Source organism: Streptomyces sp. NPDC002867, from assembly GCF_053591895.1.
In genome coordinates this window covers 1-21282 of the sequence record NZ_JBSFUR010000024.1, presented here as the reverse complement: position 1 = coordinate 21282, position 21282 = coordinate 1, and the positions used below count along the sequence as shown (strand labels likewise).

The following is a 21282-nucleotide window of genomic DNA, read 5'->3' as shown; positions in this document are numbered from 1 at the left end:
AAGTGGGCTCCCCTCAGCGCCAGGGTTCGGATACTGAACGCAGGATGGTCGCGGTGGCCACCGCGGCGGTGACCGCTTCGTGCCCCTTGTCCTCGTTCGACCCTTCCAGTCCGGCCCGGTCGAGCGCCTGCTCCTCGGTGTCGCAGGTCAGTACGCCGAAGCCGACCGGGACGCCCGTGTCGATGGACACCTGGGTGAGGCCCTGGGTGACGCCCTGGCACACGTACTCGAAGTGGGGAGTGCCGCCGCGGATGACGACTCCGAGCGCCACGATCGCGTCGTAGCCGCGGCCGGCGAGGACCTTGGCGACGACCGGCAGCTCGAAGCTGCCGGGGACCCGCAGGAGGGTCGGCTCGTCGATGCCGAGCTCGTGGAGGGCGCGCAGGGCGCCGTCGACGAGTCCGTCCATGATCTTCTCGTGCCACTGCGCCGCGATCACGGCGACCCGGAGGTCGCCGCAGTTCTTCACGCTCAGTTCGGGTGCGCCCTTGCCGCTCACGTACGTGTCTCCTTGATGCTCTGTGGCTGTCTTACTGGTTGTTGCAGGCGGACGTGCCGGCGGCGTCGAGCCAGGGCAGGTCGTGGCCCATCCGGTCCCGCTTGGTGCGCAGGTACCGCAGGTTGTGCTCGCCGGCCTTCACGGGCATCGGCTCGCGTCCGAGGACGGCGATGCCGTGCCGGATGAGCGCGGCAGTCTTGTCGGGGTTGTTGGTCATCAGCCGTGTGCTGCGCACCCCGAGGTCGGCGAGGATCTGCGCCCCGGCCGCGTAGTCGCGGGCGTCGGCGGGCAGTCCGAGCTCCAGATTGGCGTCCAGGGTGTCGCGGCCGCGCTCCTGGAGCTCGTACGCCCGCAGCTTGGACAGCAGTCCGATGCCACGGCCCTCGTGACCGCGCAGGTAGACGACGACGCCGCGGCCGGCCTCGGTGATGCGGTCCATGGAGGCCTCCAGCTGGGGCCCGCAGTCGCAGCGCAGCGAGTGGAAGATGTCGCCGGTCAGGCACTCGGAGTGGACGCGCACGAGCACGTCCTCGCCGTCGCCGAGGTCGCCGTGGACGAGGGCGACGTGCTCGACGCCGTCGACGGTGGAGCGGTATCCGTAGGCGGTGAACTGTCCGTGCGCGGTGGGCAGGTTGACCTCCGCCTCGCGCTTGACGGTCGGCTCGGAGCTGCGGCGGTAGGCGATCAGGTCCTCGATGGAGATGATCGTCAGGCCGTGCTTGCGGGCGAACGGGACGAGTTCGGGCAGCCGCAGCATGACGCCGTCCTCACCGGCGATCTCGACGATCGCGCCGGCCGGGCGCAGCCCCGCGAGCCGCGCGAGGTCGACGGCGGCCTCGGTGTGGCCGGGACGGGTCAGCACGCCGCCGGGCTTGGCGCGCAGCGGGAAGATGTGCCCGGGCCGCACGAAGTCGGACGGGCCGGCCTGCCCGCCGGCCAGCAGCTGGAGCGTGGTGGCGCGGTCGGAGGCGGAGATGCCGGTGGTGACGCCGTAGGCGGGGCCCGCGTCGACGGAGACGGTGAAGGCCGTCTGCATCGACTCGGTGTTGTTGCCCACCATCTGGGGCAGTTCCAGGCGCTCCAGCTCGTCGCTCTCCATCGGGGCGCAGATGAGGCCGCGGCACTCGCTCATCATGAAGGCGATGATCTCGGGCGAGGCCTTCTCGGCGGCGATGACGAGGTCGCCCTCGTTCTCGCGGTCCTCGTCGTCGACGACGACGACCGGGCGGCCCGCGGCGATGTCGCGTATGGCCTGCTCGACGGAGTCGAGCGCGAGGTCCTCGAAGCTGTCGGCGGCGTACCAGGCGGGCAGGGCAGTCATGCTGCGACTCCTTCCAGAGCGGGCGCGGCACTCCGGCGCGAGCGCTGCCACCAGTCGTAGGCGCCCCAGACGACGAGGGCGAAGTAGATCACGTAGACGAGGCCGGAGAAGGCGAGGCCGCTGCTGAAGGCGAGCGGCACGCCGACGAGGTCGACCAGCAGCCAGGCGAACCAGAACTCGACCAGGCCGCGGGCCTGGGCGACCATCGCGACCAGCGTGCCGACGAAGATGTAGGCGTCGGCCCACGGGCTCCAGGACAGCGACGGGAACGCGGTGAACAGGCCGCCTACCGCGAGCGTGCCGAGCACCGCGCCGGCGGCGAGCCAGCCGCGCTCCTTCCAGGAGGCGAACCGGACGGCGATGGAGCCGTCCTGGGCCTGCCGGCGGCCGCGGGTCCACTGGTGCCAGCCCCAGGCGGCCACGCCGATGACCAGGAGCTGCTTGCCGACGCCGCCGCTGAGATGGGCGGAGGCGTACGCCCCGACGAGGATGACTCCGGACAGCAGCTGCGCGGGCCAGGTGAGGACGGAGCGGCGCCAGCCGAGGGCGAGCGCGACGAGCCCGATGGTGTTACCGATCATGTCGGACCACATGATGTGCTGCCCGAAGAGGGTGAACGCCTCCGTGTTGAGCCAGCTCAGAGCGCTCACTTCGCGCTCTCCTTCGGCTCCGCGCCGAGCAGCCGCTCGACGTACTTGGCGATGACGTCGACCTCGAGGTTGACGGGGTCGCCGCTCTGCTTGACGCCGAGCGTGGTCAGGGCGAGCGTCGTGGGGATCAGGCTGATCGTGAAGTAGTCGGGGCCCGCCTCGACGACGGTGAGGCTCACGCCGTCGACGGTGATGGAGCCCTTCTCGACGACGTACCGGGCCAGCTCGGCGGGGAGGGAGATCTTCACGATCTCCCAGTGCTCCGAGGGGGTGCGCTCGACGATGGTGCCGGTGCCGTCGACGTGCCCCTGGACAATGTGGCCGCCGAAGCGTCCGTCGGCCACCATCGGGCGCTCCAGGTTGACGCGGGAGCCGGTGGTGAGGGCCCCGAGGCTGGAGCGCTTGAGCGTCTCGGCCATCACGTCGGCGGTGAACTCGCCGTCGCCGGTCTCCACGACGGTGAGGCAGACACCGTTGACGGCGATCGAGTCGCCGTGCTTGGCCCCTTCGGTGACGACGGGTCCGCGCAGGCGGAAGCGGGAGGCGTCGCCGAGGTTCTCGACGGCGGTGACCTCACCCAGCTCTTCGACGATTCCGGTGAACACTCAAGCTCCCTTGGTGACGGTCGCGGTGATGCGCAGATCGGGCCCGATGCGCACGGTCTCGGTGACGTCGAGCCGCAACGCTTCGGCGATGGTGGTGATTCCGGCGTCGGCGAGGGCCGCGGGGCCCGCGCCGAGGAGTGCGGGCGCGAGATAGCCGACGACGCGGTCGACGGCGTTCGCGGTGACGAAGCTTCCGGCGAGGGTCGGCCCGCCTTCGAGGAGGACGGAGCGGACGCCGCGCTCGTGCAGCCCGGCGAGCAGCGCAGGCACGGACAGCCCGCGCTCGGTGCGCGGCAGGCGCAGGACGTCGGGCAGGTCGCTCTCGGCGTCCTCGGCGATCGCGACGAGCGTGGGCGCCGCGTCGTCGAGCACACGCGCGCCGGGCAGCACCGCCGCGGCGTCGCTGTCGACGACGACCCGCAGGGGCTGGGTCGCGCCCTCGACGCCGCGCACCGCGAGGTGGGGGTCGTCGGTCCGCATGGTGCCCGAGCCGACGACGACCGCGTCGGACTCGGCACGCAGGCGGTGCACATCGGCCCGGGACTCGGGCGAGCTGATCCAGCGGCTGGTGCCGTCGGCCGCGGCGATGCGGCCGTCGAGGGTGGCCGCGTACTTCCAGGTGACGTGGGGGCGGCCGAGGCGTACGGAGGTGAGCCAGGCGGCGTTGCCCGCCTCGGCCTCGTCCTCCAGGAGCCCCTGCTCGACCCGGACCCCGGCGGCGCGCAGGGTGTCGGCCCCGCCGGTGGCCTGCGGGGTCGGGTCGGCGACCGCGTACACGACACGGCCGACACCGGCCTCGATCAGGGCCTGTGCGCAGGGGCCGGTGCGTCCGGTGTGGTTGCAGGGTTCGAGGGTGACGTACGCAGTGCCGCCGCGGGCCAGGTCACCGGCGGCGCGCAGGGCATGGACCTCGGCGTGCGGCCCGCCGGCGCGCTGGTGGAAGCCCTCGCCGACGACCCGTCCGGCGGCGTCGGTGACGACGCACCCGACGACCGGGTTGGGGCTGGTGGAGCCGAGACCGCGGGCGGCGAGCGTGATCGCCTGCCGCATGGCGTCCGTGTCGGCTGTGGCCACCGGGTCCTCCTGCCTCATTCGGGCACGGACTCCGGGGCCTGTCGGTGACGACAGAGAGCGGGAAACAACACCGCACGGGGAACGCCGAGACCGATGGCACAGGATCGCCGCGAACGTCGATCCGTACCCGTACGGCCGGCACACCCGTGAGGGTCGCCCGCCGCGCACTGCCTCCCATCCGGACTTTAACCGTCGGTCCAGGAATTTCACCTGGTCAACCGGCCGCTGGATGCGGACGGGTCGCGGACTGTAACCGCCGGTTCGGAATTGCACCGACCCCGGAGTGCGCTGCTGCTGATACAGGGCCAGTGTGCCATGCCGGACGCTCGGCCATGCGGGTGAACGCTGTGGACTGACTCACAGATGACACAGTCGCACGGAAAGGTCCAGACCTATTGACTCACTGGTCTAGTCCTCTTAATCTCTGCGTCACCTCCGCGGACCGGCCCGCCGCTGTGCGCACACCGGCGGGCCAACGCACGTCATCCCCATGCCAGTTGAGCCGAGCCGAACTCTTCCTTGGGCGCCCCTGGCGGGGCGTCTCGGGACCCCCACCAGGAGGAACCGACCGTGCAGTCCCCCACCCACAGACGAGCATCGCTGCTCGCAGCCGGCGCAGCCGCCGCACTGCTGGCCGGCTCGCTCTCGTCCGGCGTCTCCCAAGCCGCGTCCCCGGGAGTCCCCCCGACGCAGTCAGGGGGAGAATCGTGTCGCCCCGACGGGCTCTCCTCCACCCCGGGCGTCGACGTCCCGTACTGCTCCGTCTACGACACCGACGGCCGCGAGAGGATGGGCGCGGACCACCGCCGCCGGGTCATCGGCTACTTCACCGGCTGGCGCACCGGCAAGGACGGCGCCCCCGCGTACCTCGCCTCCGACATCCCGTGGGACAAGGTCACCCACATCAACTACGCCTTCGCGCACATCGACGGGGCGGGCAGGCTCTCCGTCGGCGCGGACGGCGAGAAGAACGCCGCCACCGGCATGACCTGGCCGGGCGTGGCCGGTGCGGAGATGGACCCTTCCTTGCCGTACAAGGGTCACTTCAACCTGCTGACGAAGTACAAGAAGCAGCACCCGGACGTGAAGACGCTGATCTCCGTGGGCGGTTGGGCGGAGACCGGCGGGTACTTCGACGACAGCGGCGAGCGGGTGGCCTCCGGCGGCTTCTACTCGATGGCCACCAACCCGGACGGCTCGGTGAACCATGCCGGGATCGGCACCTTCGCCGACTCGGCCGTGGCCTTCGTCAAGAAGTACGGCTTCAACGGCGTGGACATCGACTACGAGTACCCGACGACCATGAAGGACGCCGGCAATCCCCTCGACCACTCGATCTCCAACGACCGCCGGGCCGGGCTCGTCAAGGGCTACGCGGCGCTGATGAAGACCCTGCGCGAGAAGCTCGACCGCGCCGGCGCCGCGGACGGCAGGCACTACCTGCTGACGGTGGCGGCGCCCTCGTCGGGCTACCTGCTGCGCGGGATGGAGACGTTCCAGGTCCAGAGGTACCTGGACTACGTCAACATCATGTCGTACGACCTGCACGGCGCGTGGAACGAGTACGTCGGGCCGAACGCCTCGCTGTTCGACGACGGCAAGGACGCCGAACTCGCGGCGGCCGGGGTGTACTCGACGGCCCAGTACGGCGGCATCGGCTACCTCAACACCGACTGGGCGTACCACTACTTCCGCGGCTCGATGCCGGCCGGCCGGATCAACATCGGGCTGCCGTACTACACCCGCGGCTTCAAGAACGTCCAGGGCGGAACGGACGGCCTGTGGGGCAGGGCGCCGTCGACCACCTGCCCGGCGGGCGGCGGACTGACCAAGTGCGGTGACGGGGCCGTCGGCATCGACAACCTCTGGCACGACAAGGACACAGGCGGCAACGAGTCCCCCGCGGGCTCCAACCCGATGTGGCACGCCAAGAACCTGGAGAAGGGGATCGTCGGCGACTACGTCACCCGCTACGGATTCCCCGCCGGCACGAAGCTGACCGGCGCCTATGTGCGCAAGTACGACGCGACGCTGGTCGCGCCCTGGCTGTGGAACGCCGACAAGAAGGTCTTCCTGTCCACGGAGGACGAGCAGTCGGTGGCGGCCAAGGCGGACTACGTCGTCGACCGCGGCATCGGCGGCACGATGGTGTGGGAGCTGGCGGGCGACTACGGCTGGAACGCGGCGAAGGGGCAGTACGAGGCCGGTGACACCCTCACCTCCACCATGTACGAGAAGTTCAAGGCGGCCTCGCCCTACGGCGCCGAGCGGTCGAACACCGCTCTGCCGGGCGAGGCGATCATGGTGGACGTGGGCTTCGGGCAGTTCCCGCTGGGCGACTCCAACTACCCGATCAGCCCCAAGTTGAAGATCACCAACAACTCCAAGGCGACACTGCCGGGCGGGACGGAGTTCCAGTTCGACTACGCCACCTCGGCCCCGGCGAACGCCAAGGACCAGTCCGGCTTCGGCACGACGGTCGTGCGCAGCGACCACAGCGGGAACAACGTGGGCGGCCTCGACGGCGACTTCCACCGGGTCTCGCTGAAGCTGCCGGCGTGGCAGACGCTGGCGCCGGGGGCGTCGGTGGAGCTCGACTTCGTGTACTACCTGCCGACGTCGACGCCGTCGAACTGGACGGTGACGTTCGGGGGGAAGACGTACGCGCTCGCCGGGGACCTGGCGCGCGGGACGACGGTGGTGGAGCCGGGCAGCGGTACATCGCCGTCGCCGACCCCCACGCCCACGCCGGGGGCGTGCACCGCGCCGGCGTGGTCCGCGTCGACGGAGTACGGCGGGGGGACGACGGTCTCCCACCGGTCGCGCACGTGGAAGTCCAAGTGGTGGACGAAGGGGGAGGAGCCCGGTACCACGGGTGAGTGGGGTGTCTGGCAGGACCTCGGCGCCTGCTGACCCCTCCCATGCGGCCCGGCGGCGGTCCCAGGCCCTTGCCGCCGCCGGGCCTTCCCGGGGCGCTGCCCCGGGCGGACGGGACTGGTGGGCGCGGCGCCCTCGTCGGGGCTCCGCCCCGAACCCCGCGCCTCAAACGCCGGCGAGGCTGGATCTCGCGGAGCGAAATCAGCCCGTCTGGGGGTCCCTCCCACGGCCGCCAGGCCGTAGGGGGAGGGCGCGGAGGGGAAAGAACCCCGCGCCGGCGTCACGCCCCCGCGAACAGTTCCCGTTGCGCCGCCTCGCGAGCCACTCGCAGCGCGCCGCTCAGGACCGCCGACCCGCCCAGCTCCCCCGCACGCACCTCCGTCCGCAGCGGTGACATCCTCGCGAGCCGCGCCTCCACGCGCGACGCCAGCGCCGCGCCGCCCGCGTGGCCCACCTCTCCGCCGAGGACCACGCAGCCCGGGTCCAGCACCGACACGACCGCCGCCGCGCCCACCGCGAGGCGGTCGGCGAGGGCGTCGAGGAAGTCGTCCCGGCCCTCGGCCACGGCGGCCGCGACCACCGCCGCGGCCCGTGGTTCCGGACCGCCGGCCGGCGCCGCGATCCCATGGCGCTCCCCCAGCGCGCAGACCGCCGCCGACCCGGCCAGCGAGTGGAAACCGCCGCCGCAGTCGACCGCCGACGGCAGGCCCGCCGTCCCCGGCACGGGCAGGAAGCCGATCTCGCCCGCTCCCCCGGACGCGCCCCTGCGCAGCCGTCCGTCGAGGAACAGCGCCGCGCCGACGCCGTGGCCCAGCCAGAGGAAGGCGAACGTCTCCCGGTCGCGGGCCGCACCGGCGCGCTGCTCGGCCAGGGCCGCGAGGTTCGTCTCGTTCTCGACGACCACCTGTGCGGGGAGCCGCTCCTGGAGCGCGGTGACCAGACGCCGGTGCCAGGCGGGCAGCCCGCTGGACCCGCGCAGCTCTCCGGCGACCGGGTCGATCAGCCCCGGCGCCCCGATGCCCACGCTGTGCAGGCGGGCGGCACCGGCTTCACGGACGGCGCCCTCCAGGAGCGCGGCGGCCTGTTCGGCGGCGGGTTCGGTGCCGGTGTCACCGTCGATGGGCAGCGTGGCCTCGGCCAGCGTGGTCCCGAGCAGGTCGGCGACCACGACGGAGACGCTCTGCGTGCGGACGTCGAGGGCGGCGAGATGCGCGCGGTCGGCGACGATGCCGTACAGGCGGGCGTTGGGCCCGCGCCGGTCCGCGCCCGCCTCGCCGACCACGCGGACGAGGCCGGAGCCCTGGAGCCGCTCCACCAGGTCGGCGACCGTCGGCCTGGACAGGCCGGTGAGGCTCTTCAGCTGACCTGCCGTCAACGGGCCCTCCTGCTGGAGGAGTTCCAGGGCGAGCCGGTCGTTGATGGCCCGGGCGGTGCTCGGGGATGCGGGCATGCCGGAATCCTTCCAGACTGCCCCGGCCGCTCAGGGACGAGGAGCACGAAATCCATCACTATCAGGAAGGGTCCCTGATAGTTTACGGCTCACGTACTCGGGGAGGGATATCCGCATGTCGAGGGAAATGGCCACGGAGCCGGGCCGGCTGAAGCGCGCCCGCGTCGCCGTCGCCGCCGTCTTCTGTGTGCACGGCGCCGTGACCGGCAGCTTCGCGACCCGCATTCCCTGGATTCAGGACCACGCGGGCGTCAGCGCGGGCCAGTTGGGACTGGCGCTGGCGTTCCCGGCGCTCGGCGCGTCCGTGGCGATGCCGCTGGCCGGGGCGATCAGTCACCGCTTCGGGGCGCGGACCGCGCTGCGCGGACTCCTCGCGCTGTGGACCCTGAGCCTGGTCCTCCCGTCCCTCGCGCCGAACCTCTTCACCCTGTGCGCCGCGCTGTTCGCGTTCGGCGCGACCGCGGGCATGTCGGACGTGGCGATGAACGCCCTGGGCGTGGAGATCGAGAACCGCCTCGACCGCTCGATCATGTCCGGGCTGCACGGCATGTGGAGTGCGGGCGCGCTGATCGGCTCGGCGGGCGGCACACTCGCCGCCCATCTGGGCAGCGACGCCCGCCTCCACCACGTGCTCGCGGCCGCGACGCTCACCGCGCTCGGGCTGATCGCCTGTCAGGGCGTACTGGACCTGCGCAGCACCCCCGACGAGGAGCCGCCGCCGCGCTTCGCGCTGCCGCCCAGGTCGGCGCTGGTCATCGGCGCGATCGGATTCTGCGCGGTGTTCGCGGAGGGCGCGAGCCTGGACTGGTCCGCGGTGTACCTGCGCGACGTGCTGGACACGTCGCCGGGGCTCGCCGCCGCGTCGACCACGGCCTTCGCGCTGACGATGGCGGTGGCGCGGCTCGCCGGCGACCGGATCGTCGACCGGTTCGGGCCGGTGCGCACGGTGCGCGTCGGCGGTGCGCTGGCGACGGCGGGCGGGCTGCTGGTGGTCGTCGCAGCCCGTCCGGGGGTGGCGTTGTGCGGGTTCGGGCTGATCGGGCTGGGGGTCGCGGTCGTCGTGCCGCTGGCGTTCGCGGCCGCGGGCCGCAGCGGGCCGAACCCGAGCCAGGCGATCGCGGGCGTCGCCACCATCACGTACACGTCCGGACTCATCGCGCCCTCGGCCATCGGCGCCGTCGCCGACGCGACCAGCCTCGTCGTCTCCTTCGGCCTGGTGACCGCGCTCGCGCTCGGGCTGGTGCCGGGCGCGGGCGTGCTGCGGACGGCAGGCCGGGAGAGCCTGAAGGTCGTCAGTCCGCAGGACGCGCCAGTGCCCGGCCGGCGTCCCTGAACCGCTCGCTCCCGGGCGCGGGCCGCGGGCTGCCGGCGTCCAGCCGGACGAGCACCCGCGAGCCGTGCGCGTACGTCGTCGTGCGGTCGCTCAGAGCGTCGCTCGCCACGGGTCCGGTTCAGGAGCGCGGCTTCGGGTCGGCGTCGGCGGCGGCGGCGTCAGCCTGAAGATCACCGACACCTTCGAGCTCGGCGGCATCGCGCTCGGCACGATCGTCGTCATCACGGGCTACCACGTGCTGCGCGCCTTCGCCCCGGCGCACATGAAGGAGCGGATGAAGGAGCAGGAGCCCCTGCTGGGCTCCGGGACCTCCTCGTACGACGCGAAGGACGCCGAGGACGCCCGGAGCGCGCCCGGAGCGGGTTCCTGGAGGCGCCTCGTCCTCCTTTCCGGGGAAGCCGCGGCCCGTCACCGCGCCGCCCGGCCGCGGCCTGGGACCCTGCCTCCATGGCGCAGAGTGAACAGCTCGCAGTGCTCCCGGGCGACGTCCCGGCGGCGGTCGACTCGGTGGTGCGGCGGATGCTCGCGTACGGCTCCGCCTGGCCGGCCGGGGACGGCCTCGCGGTGTTCAACCGTGTCTATCTCGCGGTCACCCGGGAGATCGGCCGGCACATCGACGACGGCCTGTTCGCGGACCGGCGGGCCGCCGTCACGCTCGACGTGCTGTTCGCCCGCCGCTACCTGTCGGCGGTCGACACGGCGTCGGAGGGGCTGCGCCCGCCGGCCTGCTGGCGGCCGCTGTTCCAGTACCGCCGCCATCCCGGCGTACGGCCGCTCCAGTTCGCGCTCGCCGGGATCAACGCGCACATCGGACACGACCTGGCGCTCGCCGTCGTCGACACCTGCCATGTGCTCGGCTGCGAACCGGCCGACCTGGAGGGCGCGTTCGACCGGGTCGGCGACGTGCTCGTGCTGCTGGAGGAACGCATCCGCGAGGACGTGATGCCCGGGCCCGACCTGTTGCAGATCGCCGACCCCCTGACGCATCTCGTCGGCTCGTGGAGCCTGGACCGCGCCAGGGAGGGCGCGTGGTCGGCGGCGCGGCTGCTGTGGGGGCTGCGCGATCTGCCGGACCTGGCCGAGGAGTTCACCGAGCGCCTCGACGCGGGCGTCGGTCTGGTGGGCCGCTGCCTGCTGACCCCCTGGCGTTGACGCGCCCCGGCTCCACGGGCACGCGGAGCCGGGGCGGCGGTTCAGTCCTCCGGCAGTTCGACGGGCGCGATCTCGTCGTAGAGGTCGCCGGGACCGGGGTTGGACGGGTCGGTGGACCCTCCGAGGTGGGTCATGACGCCCCAGACGGCGTTCAGCGCGGTCTGCACGGCGCCCTCGGCCCAGCCGGCCGTCCACGAGATGTCGTCGCCGGCGAGGAAGATGCCGCGCTTGTCCTCGGGCAGCCCGTCCTGCATGAAGTGGGTGAACAGGCGGCGCTGGTAGCGGTAGTGGCCGGGCAGGTTCGCCTTGAACGCGCCCATGAAGTAGGGCTCGTTCTCCCACGACACGGTCACCGGGTTGCCGATGATGTGGCTGCGGATGTCGACGTTCGGGTAGATCTCCCCGAGCGACTTGAGCATGACCTCCATCCGCTCGTTCGCGGACAGCGGCAGCCACTTCAGGCTGTCGTCGCACCAGGTGTACGACAGGCAGATCACGGCCGGCTTGTCGGGACCGTTGTCGAGCAGGTACGTGCCGCGGGTCATGCGGTCGGTGAGCGTCATCGACATCGTGTCGCGCCCGGTGATCTCGTCCTTGTCCAGCCAGAACGGCCGGTCCACCGGGACGAACAGCTTGGAGGACTCCATGTAGTGGGTCCGCTCCATCGCCGTCCAGTGGTCGATCGGGAAGAGCGAGTCGTCACACGCGATCTTGGAGAGCAGCATCCACGACTGCGCGGTGAAGATGGCCGCCCGGTAGGTACGGATGTCGCCGGAGGCGTCCGTGACCGTGATCCGGTTGCCCGCGGTGCGGTTCAGCCGGGTGACGGCGGGCCGCGGCTCGCCGTCGTGCAGCGACGACAGCGAGGTCCCGAGCGGCCAGTGGACGATCTTCTCGGGCTCGCGGTCCCACAGGCGCAGCGGGAGCTGCTGGCTGCCCTCGACGATGCCGCGGTGGTGGTCGTCGGCCTCGGAGTAGACGACGCGCAGGATTTCCAGGATGGAGTTCGGGAAGTCGGTGTCCCAGCCACCCGTGCCGAAGCCGACCTGGCCGAAGATCTCGCGGTGGCGGAAGGACTTGAAGGCCTCCGACTCGCACAGGAAGCCGTAGAAGGTCTGGTTGTCCAGCTTCTCGACGAGCTTCGCCCAGATCTCGCGGATGCGCGGTACGTCGCGCTCGCGCATGGCGCGGTTCATGTCGGAGAAGTCGGCGCCCTCCTCCAGACAGGCGTTCCAGGCGTCCATCACGTCGCGGTAGACCTGCGGCAGGTCGTCGATGGTCTCGGCGTAGTGCGACTCGCCCTTGAGGTCCACGACGGTGGAGGGGGTGCAGGGCGCGAGCGGGTTGGGGAACGGCTTGGTGGTCAGGCCCACCAGGTCGATGTAGTGCTGCAGGGCCGTGGAGGAGGGCGGGAAACGCATGGCGCCCATCTCGGCGCTCAGCTCGTCCGTGCCGGTGCCCTCGAAGCCCACGGTGCGCAGGCGTCCGCCGATGCGGTCCGCCTCGTAGACCACGGGCTTGAGGCCCATCTTCATCAGCTCGTACGCGGCGACGATGCCGGACAGACCGCCGCCGATGACGGCGACCTCGGCGCCATGCTCGGTCGCGGGTATCTGGCCGAGCCCCGCCGGGTGGGCGAGGAAGTCGTCGTAGGCGTACGGGAAATCCGGACCGAACATGGTGATCGGCGGCTGCTCGTCGCTGTGCTGGACGGCGGTGGTGGGCACCGTGGACGTCATGGGGTACGGACTCCTTGCACGGAAAACGATGAAGCGGGGGGAGGCGGGGAGGGGGCGGCGGTCAGACCAGGGAGCGGTAGAGGCCGGGCCGCCGGTCGCGCAGGTAGGGGTTGTTCTCGCGCGAGGCGGCGAGGAGTGCGGGGTCGACGTCGCCGACGACGAGTTCCTCGCCTCGTCCTGCGCGGGTGCGGACGGCGCCGTCGGGGCTCGCGAGCGAGCTGAGTCCGACGAACTCGAACTCGCCCTCGGGCCCGGTCCTGTTGACGTACGCGATGTACATCTGGCTCTCGAACGCCCTGACCGGCACGAGCGATTCAGCGACCAACTGGAAGGGGTGCATCTGGGCGGTGGGCACGAGGAGCAGGTCGGTGCCGGCCAGCGCGTGGGCCCGCACGTTCTCGGGGAACTCCACGTCGTAACAGATCAGCAGTCCGATGCGGATGCCGTCGAGCTCCGCCTGCACGACGGCGGTGTCACCGGGGGTGAACCACTGCTGCTCGAAGCAGCCGAAGAGGTGGGTCTTGCGGTAGTTCGCGAGGCTCTCGCCGTCCGGTCCGATCAGCTGCGCCGAGTTGTGGATCAGGTCGCCGGCGCGCTCCGGGTAGCCGTAGTGGACGGCGATGCCGTGGCGCACCGCGATCTCGGCGACGGCACGGGCGCCGGGGCCGTCTGCGGGCTCCGCCAGCTTCGGCACGTCGTCGCCGATCGCGTACCCGGTGAGGAACATCTCGGGGCACACCAGCAGGCGCGCGCCGGCGGCGGCAGCGCGGCCCGCGGCCTCGTCGAGCGCCTTCAGGTTCTCGGTGACGTCACCGGGCCGTCCGGAGCTCTGGAGCAGGGCGGTGCGCAGCGACGGCATCGGCAGACCTCTGTCGTGAAGGGGGCGGAGGAGAAGGTGTCGGTGAGACGTCAAAAACGGTACGTTTTCGCGCTCGGCGGGGACAAGACGCAACCGTTGCGGACCGATGGACGATCCGTTGCGTGGCCGGTGCCTCCCGCGGCGATTCGTTGCGCGGTTCTCCGCCGAGGCTACGCGGGCGCGCCCGACGAGAAGCGCCGCAGCAGCGGCGAGAGCACCAGCACCGACTTGGTGCGCTCTACGAAGGGCTCGCCCGCGATCCGTTCCAGCACCCGTTCGAAGTGGCGCATGTCGGCGGCGAAGACCTGGACGATCGCGTCCGCGTCACCGGTGACGGTGGAGGCGGACGCGATCTCCGGGTAGCGCTTGAGCCCGCGCTCGATGGCCTCGGGCGAGGTGTTGCGACTGCAGTAGATCTCGATGAAGCCCTCGGTCTCCCAGCCGAGCGCCGCCGGGTCCACCCGCACGGTGAATCCGGTGATGGCGCCTTCCGCGCGCAGCCGGTCCACCCTGCGCTTCACGGCGGGGGCGGACAGGCCGACCATCGCTCCGATGTCGGCGTAGGAGCGGCGGGCATCCTCGGCGAGGGCGTGGACGATGCGTTCGTCGAGATCGTTCAGTCGCACTGCGGGTGGATCACTTCTCTGCTGTGGCGAGTCGGGAGCGGCGAAGGCCGTACAGGAAGTAGAACACGAGGCCCGCGGCCATCCAGGCACCGAAGACCACCCAGGTCGCGCCCGGAAGGCTGATCATCATCCAGAGGCAGAACCCGAAGCCGAGCAGCGGTGTGAGCGGGAACAGCATCACCCGGAACGTCCGGTTCATGGTGGGCCGGGTGTAGCGCAGGATGATGACGGCCACGTTGACCAGCGCGAACGCGAAGAGCGTGCCGATGCTGGTGGCGTTGGCGAGCTCGCCAAGCGGGATCGTGGCGGCGAGCACCGCGCAGAAGGCGGAGACGATGAAGGTGTTGGCGCGGGGCGTTCCGGTGCGTTCGTCCACCTTGGCGAACGCCTTGGGCACGAGGCCGTCCCGGGACATGGCGAAGAGGATGCGGGTCTGGCCGTACAGCACGGCGAAGACGACGCTCGCGATGGCGACGACGGCGCCCGCCGCGAGCACCACGCTCCAGAAGCTGTGGCCGGTGACGTCCTTCATGATCTGGGCGAGCGCGGCCTCGGTGCCCTCGAAGTCCTGCCACGGCATGGCGCCGACGGCGATCAGCGCGACGAGGCAGTACAGGACGGTGACGATGAGCAGCGACAGCATGATCGCGCGCGGCAGGTCCCGCTTGGGGTTCTTCGCCTCCTCGCCGGCGGTCGACGCGGCGTCGAAGCCGATGTACGAGAAGAAGAGCGTCGCCGCCGCCGCGCTGATGCCGGTGACGCCGAGCGGGGCGAGCGGGGTGTAGTTGCCGGCCTTGATACCGAGGAAGCCGATGCCGCAGAAGAGCAGCAGCGTCGCGATCTTGATGACGACCATGATCGTGTTGATGCGGGCGCTCTCCTTGGCGCCGCCCATCAGGAAGACCATGGCGAGCAGGACGACGATCAGCGCGGGCAGGTTGATGAAGCCGCCCTCGCCGAGGGGCGCGGCGACCGCGTCCGGGATCGTGACGCCGATCGTGCCGTCGAGCAGTTCGTTGACGTACTCGCCCCAGCCGACCGCGACGGCCGCGACCGAGACGCCGTACTCCAGCACCAGACACCAGCCGCAGATCCAGGCGACGAGCTCACCCATGGTGGCGTACGAGTAGGAGTACGAGGAGCCCGAGACCGGGATGGACCCGGCGAGCTCGGCGTACGACAGGGCCGAGAACAGCGCGGTCAGGCCCGCGAGGACGAAGGAGACCGCGACGGCGGGGCCGGCGAGCGGGGTGGCCTCGCCGAGCACGACGAAGATGCCCGTGCCGAGCGTCGCGCCGATGCTGATCATCGTCAGCTGCCACATGGTCAGCGAGCGGCGGAGCGCTCCGCCCTCCCCCTGACCGCCCTCGGCGACCAGCCGCTCGACGGGCTTGCGGCGCATCAGCCGCGCGCCGAGGCCGGGGCCGCGAGTGGGGTTCGGGGAGGACGGTGACTCGGTCGCGGGCGGCGCTGCTCCGTGGTCCAGCACGTCGGGGCTCCTTCATCGCTGCGGGGATCGGCGAGGGGGACCTCCGGCGGCCCGCAGGCGTGGAACCACGCAGGGGGAAGGGACCGCCGAGCAGACGGTCACCGCCACTCCTGGTACGGGGCCCGAGCCTACGAGTCCGCAGCTCACAGCCGTAATGCACCGTTGTTGCGCATCGGCGGCCGATCATTGCGCGCTGACGCGGCACACGGGGAAACATTGCGCCCGGGTGAACGAGAAGATCACGGGAGGCGTCGCAGGGGGTGTGCGGCGAGACACTCCCATAGACGCGCGCGGACCGGGTAGACGAGCCGGTGATGAACGCACAGCGCGATGTGGTGATCGAGGAATTGCCGCATCCGGAGAGCAGACACACCGCGGGGGCCCGTACGGCCACGGCGGAGTTCCTGCTGCACCACTGCCCCTGGGCGGACCCGGACGCCGTGCTGCTCGTCGTCTCCGAGCTGGTCTCCAACGCGGTCAGGCATACGGCCGGCTGGTGGCGCCTGCACCTGACGGCGGGTGCGGACACGCTCGTCGTGCAGATCGAGGACTCCAGCCCGCTGCCGCCCGTCGCGCGCCCGCCCTCCTTCTCGGGCGAGGGCGGATTCGGCTGGCACATGGTGCAGCGGCTCGCGGGCCGCGTCGAGGTCTGCCCGCAGCCGTACGGGAAGACGGTCCAGGCGACCTGGATGCGTCCGTCGGCGGCAACCTGCTGACGCTCTCACGTACACAAGGCATCCTGCTGACGCCCTCACGTACAGAAACGGCGTCCTGGTCTGCCAGGACGCCGTTTCTGCCGTGGGGGGAATGTGGTTCCGGGACGGGCGGCGGTGGTCCCGCCGCCCGTTTCCTGCGGTGGTGTCACTCCACCACGAGCAGCCCCTCACGCAGCCGCCCGGTGATCCGGGTCAGCAGCCGCGACACGTGCATCTGGGACACGCCCAGCTCCGCGCCGATCTCCGACTGCGTCATCTCCTCGCCGAAGCGCATGCGCAGGATCCGCCGGTCGCGGTCGTCGAGCTCCTCGATCAGCGGCTTGAGCGCCTGCACGTTCTCCGCCGTCTCCAGGTCGGCGTCGGGTGCGCCCAGGCGGTCGGACAGCGGTGCCGCGCCGTGGTCGGAGGCGTCGTCCATGGGCATGTCGATGGATCCGGCCGTGTAGCCGTTGCTGGCGACGACGCCCTCGATGATCTCCTCCTCGTCCAGCCCCAGGTGCTCGGCGAGTTCGGCGGTGGTCGGCGTGTGGTCCAGCTTCTGGGAGAGCTCGTCGACGGCCTTCGCCAGGTCGATCCGCAACTCCTGGAGCCGGCGCGGCACATGGACGGCCCAGCTGGTGTCGCGGAAGAACCGCTTGATCTCACCGACGATGTACGGGACGGCGAACGTCGCGAACTCGACCTCGCGGCTGAGTTCGAAGCGGTCGATCGCCTTGATCAGGCCGATGGTGCCGACCTGGACGATGTCTTCCATCTGTTCGGCGCGGTTGCGGAAGCGGCCGGCCGCGTACTTGACCAGGGCCAGGTTGAGCTCGATCAGAGTGTTGCGGACGTACTGGTACTCATGGGTGCCTTCTTCGAGCGAGTCGAGCCGCTCGAAGAAGACCTTGGAGATCTCGCGGGCGTCCTTGGGTGCAACCTCCCCCGGATTCCGCACATCCGGAAGATTCAGCTCCGCCATATCCGGGCGCTGGACTCCAGGCTGCGTGAGTTCGGTCGGGACCGTGCTCGCCGTGGACACTTCGTCCTCCCCTGCTCCGATGTCAGTGCGAAGGCGCGCCTACCCCCGATGTCCCCACCCATGCACGGGATTTCGGAGGAAGCGAAAAACCCGGGCGGGAACACGGCGTCCGACCCCCGCGACTGGCGCGGAAGCCGGACGTGCCGGCCACGCGGCCGCATCAACTCCAGCTGGCGTGCAGCGGCTTGCCCTCCGCGTAACCGGCGGCGCTCTGGACGCCGACGATCGCCTTCTCGGCGAACTCCTCGAGGGAGCCGGCACCGGCGTACGTGCAGGAGGAGCGCACACCCGCGATGATCGAGTCGATCAGGTCCTCGACGCCCGGGCGGGCCGGGTCGAGGAACATGCGCGAGTGGGAGATGCCCTCCTCGAACAGCGCCTTGCGGGCCCGGTCGTACGCGGACTCCTCGCTGGTGCGGTTGCGCACGGCGCGCTTGGACGCCATGCCGAAGGACTCCTTGTACAGGCGTCCGTCGGCGGTCTGCTGGAGGTCGCCCGGGGACTCGTACGTCCCGGCGAACCAGGAGCCGATCATCACGTTCGACGCGCCGGCGGCCAGCGCCATGGCGACGTCGCGCGGGTGACGGACACCGCCGTCGGCCCAGACGTGCTTGCCGTACTTCTTCGCCTCGGCGGCGCATTCGAGGACGGCCGAGAACTGCGGGCGGCCCACGCCGGTCATCATGCGGGTGGTGCACATGGCGCCCGGTCCGACACCGACCTTGACGATGTCCGCGCCGGCCTCGACGAGGTCGCGCACGCCCTCGGCCGCCACGATGTTGCCCGCGACGATCGGCACGTGCGGGTCGAGGCCCCGCACGGCCCTGATCGCGCTGATCATCGATTCCTGGTGGCCGTGTGCGGTGTCCACGACGAGCGTGTCGACACCGGCGTCCAGCAGCTGCTTGGCCTTGCCGGCCACATCGCCGTTGATGCCGACGGCGGCGGCGATGCGCAGCTTGCCCTGCGCGTCGACGGCCGGGGTGTACAGCGTGGCGCGCAGCGCGCCCTTGCGGGTGAGGACGCCGGCGAGCCTGCCGTCGCCGTCCACCGCGGGGGCGTAGCGGCGGTTGGCGCCGTCGAGCCGGTTGAACGCCTCGCGCGGGTCGATGTCCGCGTCCAGCAGCAGGAGGTCCTTGGACATGACCTCGGACAGCTGGGTGAAGCGGTCCACGCCGGCCAGGTCGTGGTCGGTCACGATGCCGATGGGGCGGTGCTCGTCGTCGACGACGACACCGGCGCCGTGGGCCCGCTTGGACAGCAGCGACAGGGCGTCGGCGACGGTCTGGTGCGGCGCGAGGACGATCGGGGTGTCGAGCACGTGGTGGCGCGTCTTGACCCAGGAGATGACGTCGGTGACGACGTCGATCGGGATGTCCTGGGGGATCACGACGAGTCCGCCGCGGCGGGCGACGGTCTCGGCCATCCGGCGGCCGGCGATGGCCGTCATGTTGGCGACGACCAGCGGGACGGTCGTACCGGTGCCGTCGGGGGAGGACAGGTCCACGCCCTGGCGGGAACCCACGGCCGAACGGCTCGGCACCATGAACACATCGTCGTACGTCAGGTCGTACGGCGGCTTCTGGTCATTGAGGAAACGCACGTGCTGAACATCCCAGTCGATCGGAGGATCCCCGGGCATTGCAGCCGGGGAAAACGCACGTACTTCATTCTCCCATGCCGGGTCCGTTGTCATGCCCCGGCGAAAGCTCCAGTCACGGCGCCGTGCGTCGAGCGGATCCTCCAAACACCGGTCACGGGGGTCGGCGGACCGCGCTGCGACGCGCGGCCCACCGCCCCGTCAGTCGTCCGGGTCCGCGCGCTCCAGCGCGGGCCGCTGGCCCGGTTCCGACGTCAGCAGCTGGTCGGCCGCCGCGGTGTCCGTGACCAGGCTGGTCACGAGACCGGAGCGCAGCACCGCCGCGATCGCCTCCGCCTTGCGCTGGCCGCCCGCGATCGCCACGACCTCGGGGATGCGCCGGAGCCGGTCGGCCTCGACCGTGATGCACCGCTCCCCCAGGTCGCGCCCGACGCGGCGGCCCTGTGTGTCGAAGAGGTGCGCGGACATCTCCGCCGCCACGCCGAGCGAGGCGTAGTGGGCGCGCTCCTCGTCGGAGAGCATGTCGTGGACCGTCGAGATGCCCGGCTCCCAGGAGCCGATGGAGACGCAGGCGACGGTCACCTTGTCGAAGTAGTCGAAGGCACGGGCGATCCCCGTCTGGTGCCGCAGCGCCGCCGCGGTCGCCGGGTCCGGCAGCAGCATCGGCGCGTAGATGGGGTGGGCCTCGCCGCCGGAGACCTGGGCCGCCCGCCGTACCGCCTCGACGGAGCCGCGCTCGGCGGTACCCGCGTCGTAGACGCCCGTCAGCTGCACGACCGTGCACGGCGGCAGCCGGTCCAGGGCCGCCGCCATGTGGATCGTCGAACGGCCCCAGGCCAGACCCAGTACGTCCCCCTCGTTCACCAGCTCGCCGAGCAGGTCCGCGGCCACCTCGCCCAGGTTCTCCGGGTCGGGTGACTCGTCCGCTTCCGCCGGGGACTCGACGACGACCGCGTGCCGCAGTCCGAAGTGGGCGCGCAGCGCGTCCGAACGCTCGGCGTCGAGCTCGGCGGGCACCCGGATCTCGATCCGTACCAGATCACGTTCGAGGGCGGTCTCGAGGACCCGCGCGACCTTGAAGCGGCTGACGCCGAACTCCTCCGCGATCTGGATCTTGGACTTGCCCTCGAGATAGAAGCGACGCGCCATGGCCGCCGCCTGCACCAGCTCAGCGGGCCCCATCCGCAGGGCGGACCGTCCCGCCGGCCTAGCAGTCACCGCGATCTCCTCACTGCTGTACACACGTACACATACTCCCGGGTCCGGCCATCCTGTCAGATCCGCCGGTCCTTGATCAGCCCTGATGGGCCAACATCGGTTGAACAAGCCCGGCCACGGAGCGCTTCCTCAGTGGCCGCACGCCCAGGCGGCCGAGGCGGTGGCCGCCGACGCCTGGTCGCGGAGCATTCGCACAGCCGCGGCCGGGTCGTCCGCGTTGTAGACCGCGGAGCCGGCCACGAAGACGTCGGCGCCCGCCTCCGCGCACCGTTCGATCGTCGACGCCGACACCCCGCCGTCGACCTGGAGCCACAGCTCGAGACCGTGCTTGGCGATCAGCTCCCGCGTGCGGCGGATCTTCGGCAGCATGATGTCCAGGAACGCCTGCCCGCCGAAGCCCGGCTCCACGGTCATGATCAGCAGCATGTCGAGCTCGGGGAGCAGGTCCTCGTACGGCTCGATCGGCGTCGCGGGCTTGAGCGCCATGGAGGCGCGCGCGCCCTTGGCGCGGATCTCACGGGCGAGACGCACGGGAGCGGCGGCGGCCTCGACGTGGAAGGTGACCGAGCCGGCGCCGGCCTCGACGTACTGCGGAGCCCAGCGGTCGGGGTCCTCGATCATCAGGTGGCAGTCCAGCGGGGTGTCCGTCGCCTTGGCGAGCGACTCCACGACCGGCACGCCCAGGGTCAGATTGGGCACGAAGTGGTTGTCCATCACGTCGACGTGGAGCCAGTCGGCGCCGGCGACGGCCTCGGCCTCCTCCGCCAGTCGCGAGAAGTCGGCGGAGAGGATGCTGGGATTGATCTGAACGGCCATGTGCCAAGCCTGCCATGTTCCGAGGCGCTTCCCCTCCCCGGGACGGAACTCGGTACGGACCAGCCCCCGGCAGGATGCGCACAGCCCACCGCAATACCGGCCATTCGACCGGCCGTCCCGGGTCCTCGGGAGCACTCTGCGGACGCCGAGCAGCGGATCGCACCCGAAGTGGTGGCCCGACCGGACCTCAGGGGAGGGCGCGGCGGGCCCGGCCGCCGCGCCCCGGCCCGGCGGACA

General features: G+C 71.3%; 18 protein-coding genes, 1 pseudogene and 1 riboswitch. Of the genes and pseudogenes, 5 read left to right on the top strand and 14 right to left on the bottom strand.

All coding sequences use genetic code 11. The features are described from left to right. Positions 1-13: 13 nt before the first annotated feature. The 5 genes from ribH to ribD are packed head-to-tail and all read right to left on the bottom strand — an operon-like array spanning position 14 to position 4167. On the bottom strand, positions 14-499 hold the full coding sequence (ribH, locus tag ACWD0A_RS22395; RefSeq protein WP_177153271.1) for a 6,7-dimethyl-8-ribityllumazine synthase: 486 nt from the start codon (positions 497-499) through the stop codon (positions 14-16). 31 nt (positions 500-530) lie between these two features. After that, positions 531-1820, bottom strand: a complete 1290-nt coding sequence (locus ACWD0A_RS22390; protein ID WP_451300652.1) for a bifunctional 3,4-dihydroxy-2-butanone-4-phosphate synthase/GTP cyclohydrolase II — start codon at positions 1818-1820, stop codon at positions 531-533. Beyond that, positions 1817-2470, bottom strand: a complete 654-nt coding sequence (locus tag ACWD0A_RS22385) for a nicotinamide mononucleotide transporter family protein (RefSeq protein ID WP_177153273.1) — start codon at positions 2468-2470, stop codon at positions 1817-1819. Before ACWD0A_RS22385 ends, ACWD0A_RS22390 begins: the two co-directional genes overlap by 4 nt. Next, complete coding sequence (locus ACWD0A_RS22380; RefSeq protein WP_451300650.1) at positions 2467-3075, bottom strand: riboflavin synthase; 609 nt, start codon at positions 3073-3075, stop codon at positions 2467-2469. Before ACWD0A_RS22380 ends, ACWD0A_RS22385 begins: the two co-directional genes overlap by 4 nt. Further along, complete coding sequence (gene ribD / locus ACWD0A_RS22375) at positions 3076-4167, bottom strand: bifunctional diaminohydroxyphosphoribosylaminopyrimidine deaminase/5-amino-6-(5-phosphoribosylamino)uracil reductase RibD (protein WP_451300648.1); 1092 nt, start codon at positions 4165-4167, stop codon at positions 3076-3078. A gap of 142 nt (positions 4168-4309) precedes the next feature. Continuing rightward, positions 4310-4440, bottom strand: a riboswitch (FMN riboswitch). A gap of 279 nt (positions 4441-4719) precedes the next feature. Between ribD and ACWD0A_RS22370 the strand changes: the two genes are divergently transcribed. Then, on the top strand, positions 4720-7062 hold the full coding sequence (locus ACWD0A_RS22370; RefSeq protein WP_451300646.1) for a chitinase C-terminal domain-containing protein: 2343 nt from the start codon (positions 4720-4722) through the stop codon (positions 7060-7062). 244 nt (positions 7063-7306) lie between these two features. Here the strand turns inward: ACWD0A_RS22370 and ACWD0A_RS22365 are convergent, their stop codons facing one another. Next, on the bottom strand, positions 7307-8476 hold the full coding sequence (locus ACWD0A_RS22365; protein WP_451300644.1) for an ROK family transcriptional regulator: 1170 nt from the start codon (positions 8474-8476) through the stop codon (positions 7307-7309). Between the two features lie 115 nt (positions 8477-8591). Between ACWD0A_RS22365 and ACWD0A_RS22360 the strand changes: the two genes are divergently transcribed. From ACWD0A_RS22360 to ACWD0A_RS22350, 3 genes and pseudogenes are all read left to right on the top strand, one after another. Further along, positions 8592-9809: an MFS transporter gene (locus tag ACWD0A_RS22360; protein ID WP_451300642.1), complete on the top strand. Its 1218-nt coding sequence runs from the start codon at positions 8592-8594 to the stop codon at positions 9807-9809. A gap of 142 nt (positions 9810-9951) precedes the next feature. Beyond that, positions 9952-10161, top strand: a pseudogene (locus tag ACWD0A_RS22355) (nitrate reductase); the annotation flags it as partial. A 95-nt stretch (positions 10162-10256) separates the two neighbouring features. Beyond that, the gene (locus ACWD0A_RS22350) at positions 10257-10961 is read left to right on the top strand and encodes a DUF5995 family protein (RefSeq protein WP_451300640.1); all 705 of its coding nucleotides are present in this window, start codon (positions 10257-10259) and stop codon (positions 10959-10961) included. Between the two features lie 41 nt (positions 10962-11002). Here ACWD0A_RS22350 and ACWD0A_RS22345 read toward each other — a convergent pair whose 3' ends face one another. From ACWD0A_RS22345 to ACWD0A_RS22330, 4 genes are all read right to left on the bottom strand, one after another. After that, positions 11003-12700, bottom strand: a complete 1698-nt coding sequence (locus ACWD0A_RS22345) for a flavin monoamine oxidase family protein (protein ID WP_451300638.1) — start codon at positions 12698-12700, stop codon at positions 11003-11005. A 61-nt stretch (positions 12701-12761) separates the two neighbouring features. Beyond that, entirely contained in the window at positions 12762-13559 is a 798-nt protein-coding gene (locus tag ACWD0A_RS22340) for a carbon-nitrogen hydrolase family protein (protein WP_451300636.1), read from the bottom strand. A 170-nt stretch (positions 13560-13729) separates the two neighbouring features. Beyond that, positions 13730-14185 carry an Lrp/AsnC family transcriptional regulator gene (locus tag ACWD0A_RS22335; protein WP_177153281.1) on the bottom strand — a complete coding sequence of 152 codons (456 nt, stop codon included), beginning with the start codon at positions 14183-14185 and terminating at the stop codon, positions 13730-13732. A gap of 10 nt (positions 14186-14195) precedes the next feature. After that, entirely contained in the window at positions 14196-15674 is a 1479-nt protein-coding gene (locus ACWD0A_RS22330; RefSeq protein ID WP_451300634.1) for an amino acid permease, read from the bottom strand. Positions 15675-15988: 314 nt separating this feature from the next. Here ACWD0A_RS22330 and ACWD0A_RS22325 point away from each other — a divergent pair, with 314 nt between their 5' ends. After that, positions 15989-16390, top strand: a complete 402-nt coding sequence (locus ACWD0A_RS22325; protein ID WP_451300632.1) for an ATP-binding protein — start codon at positions 15989-15991, stop codon at positions 16388-16390. Between the two features lie 145 nt (positions 16391-16535). Here ACWD0A_RS22325 and ACWD0A_RS22320 read toward each other — a convergent pair whose 3' ends face one another. The 4 genes from ACWD0A_RS22320 to rpe all read right to left on the bottom strand — a co-directional run bounded on the left by ACWD0A_RS22320 (position 16536) and on the right by rpe (position 21045). Then, complete coding sequence (locus ACWD0A_RS22320) at positions 16536-17411, bottom strand: RNA polymerase sigma factor SigF (protein ID WP_451300630.1); 876 nt, start codon at positions 17409-17411, stop codon at positions 16536-16538. Between the two features lie 160 nt (positions 17412-17571). Next, entirely contained in the window at positions 17572-19053 is a 1482-nt protein-coding gene (locus ACWD0A_RS22315) for a GuaB1 family IMP dehydrogenase-related protein (RefSeq protein ID WP_451300628.1), read from the bottom strand. A gap of 159 nt (positions 19054-19212) precedes the next feature. Beyond that, entirely contained in the window at positions 19213-20253 is a 1041-nt protein-coding gene (locus tag ACWD0A_RS22310; protein WP_451300626.1) for a sugar-binding transcriptional regulator, read from the bottom strand. 105 nt (positions 20254-20358) lie between these two features. Continuing rightward, positions 20359-21045: a ribulose-phosphate 3-epimerase gene (gene rpe, locus ACWD0A_RS22305; protein WP_307716457.1), complete on the bottom strand. Its 687-nt coding sequence runs from the start codon at positions 21043-21045 to the stop codon at positions 20359-20361. Positions 21046-21282: the final 237 nt, after the last annotated feature.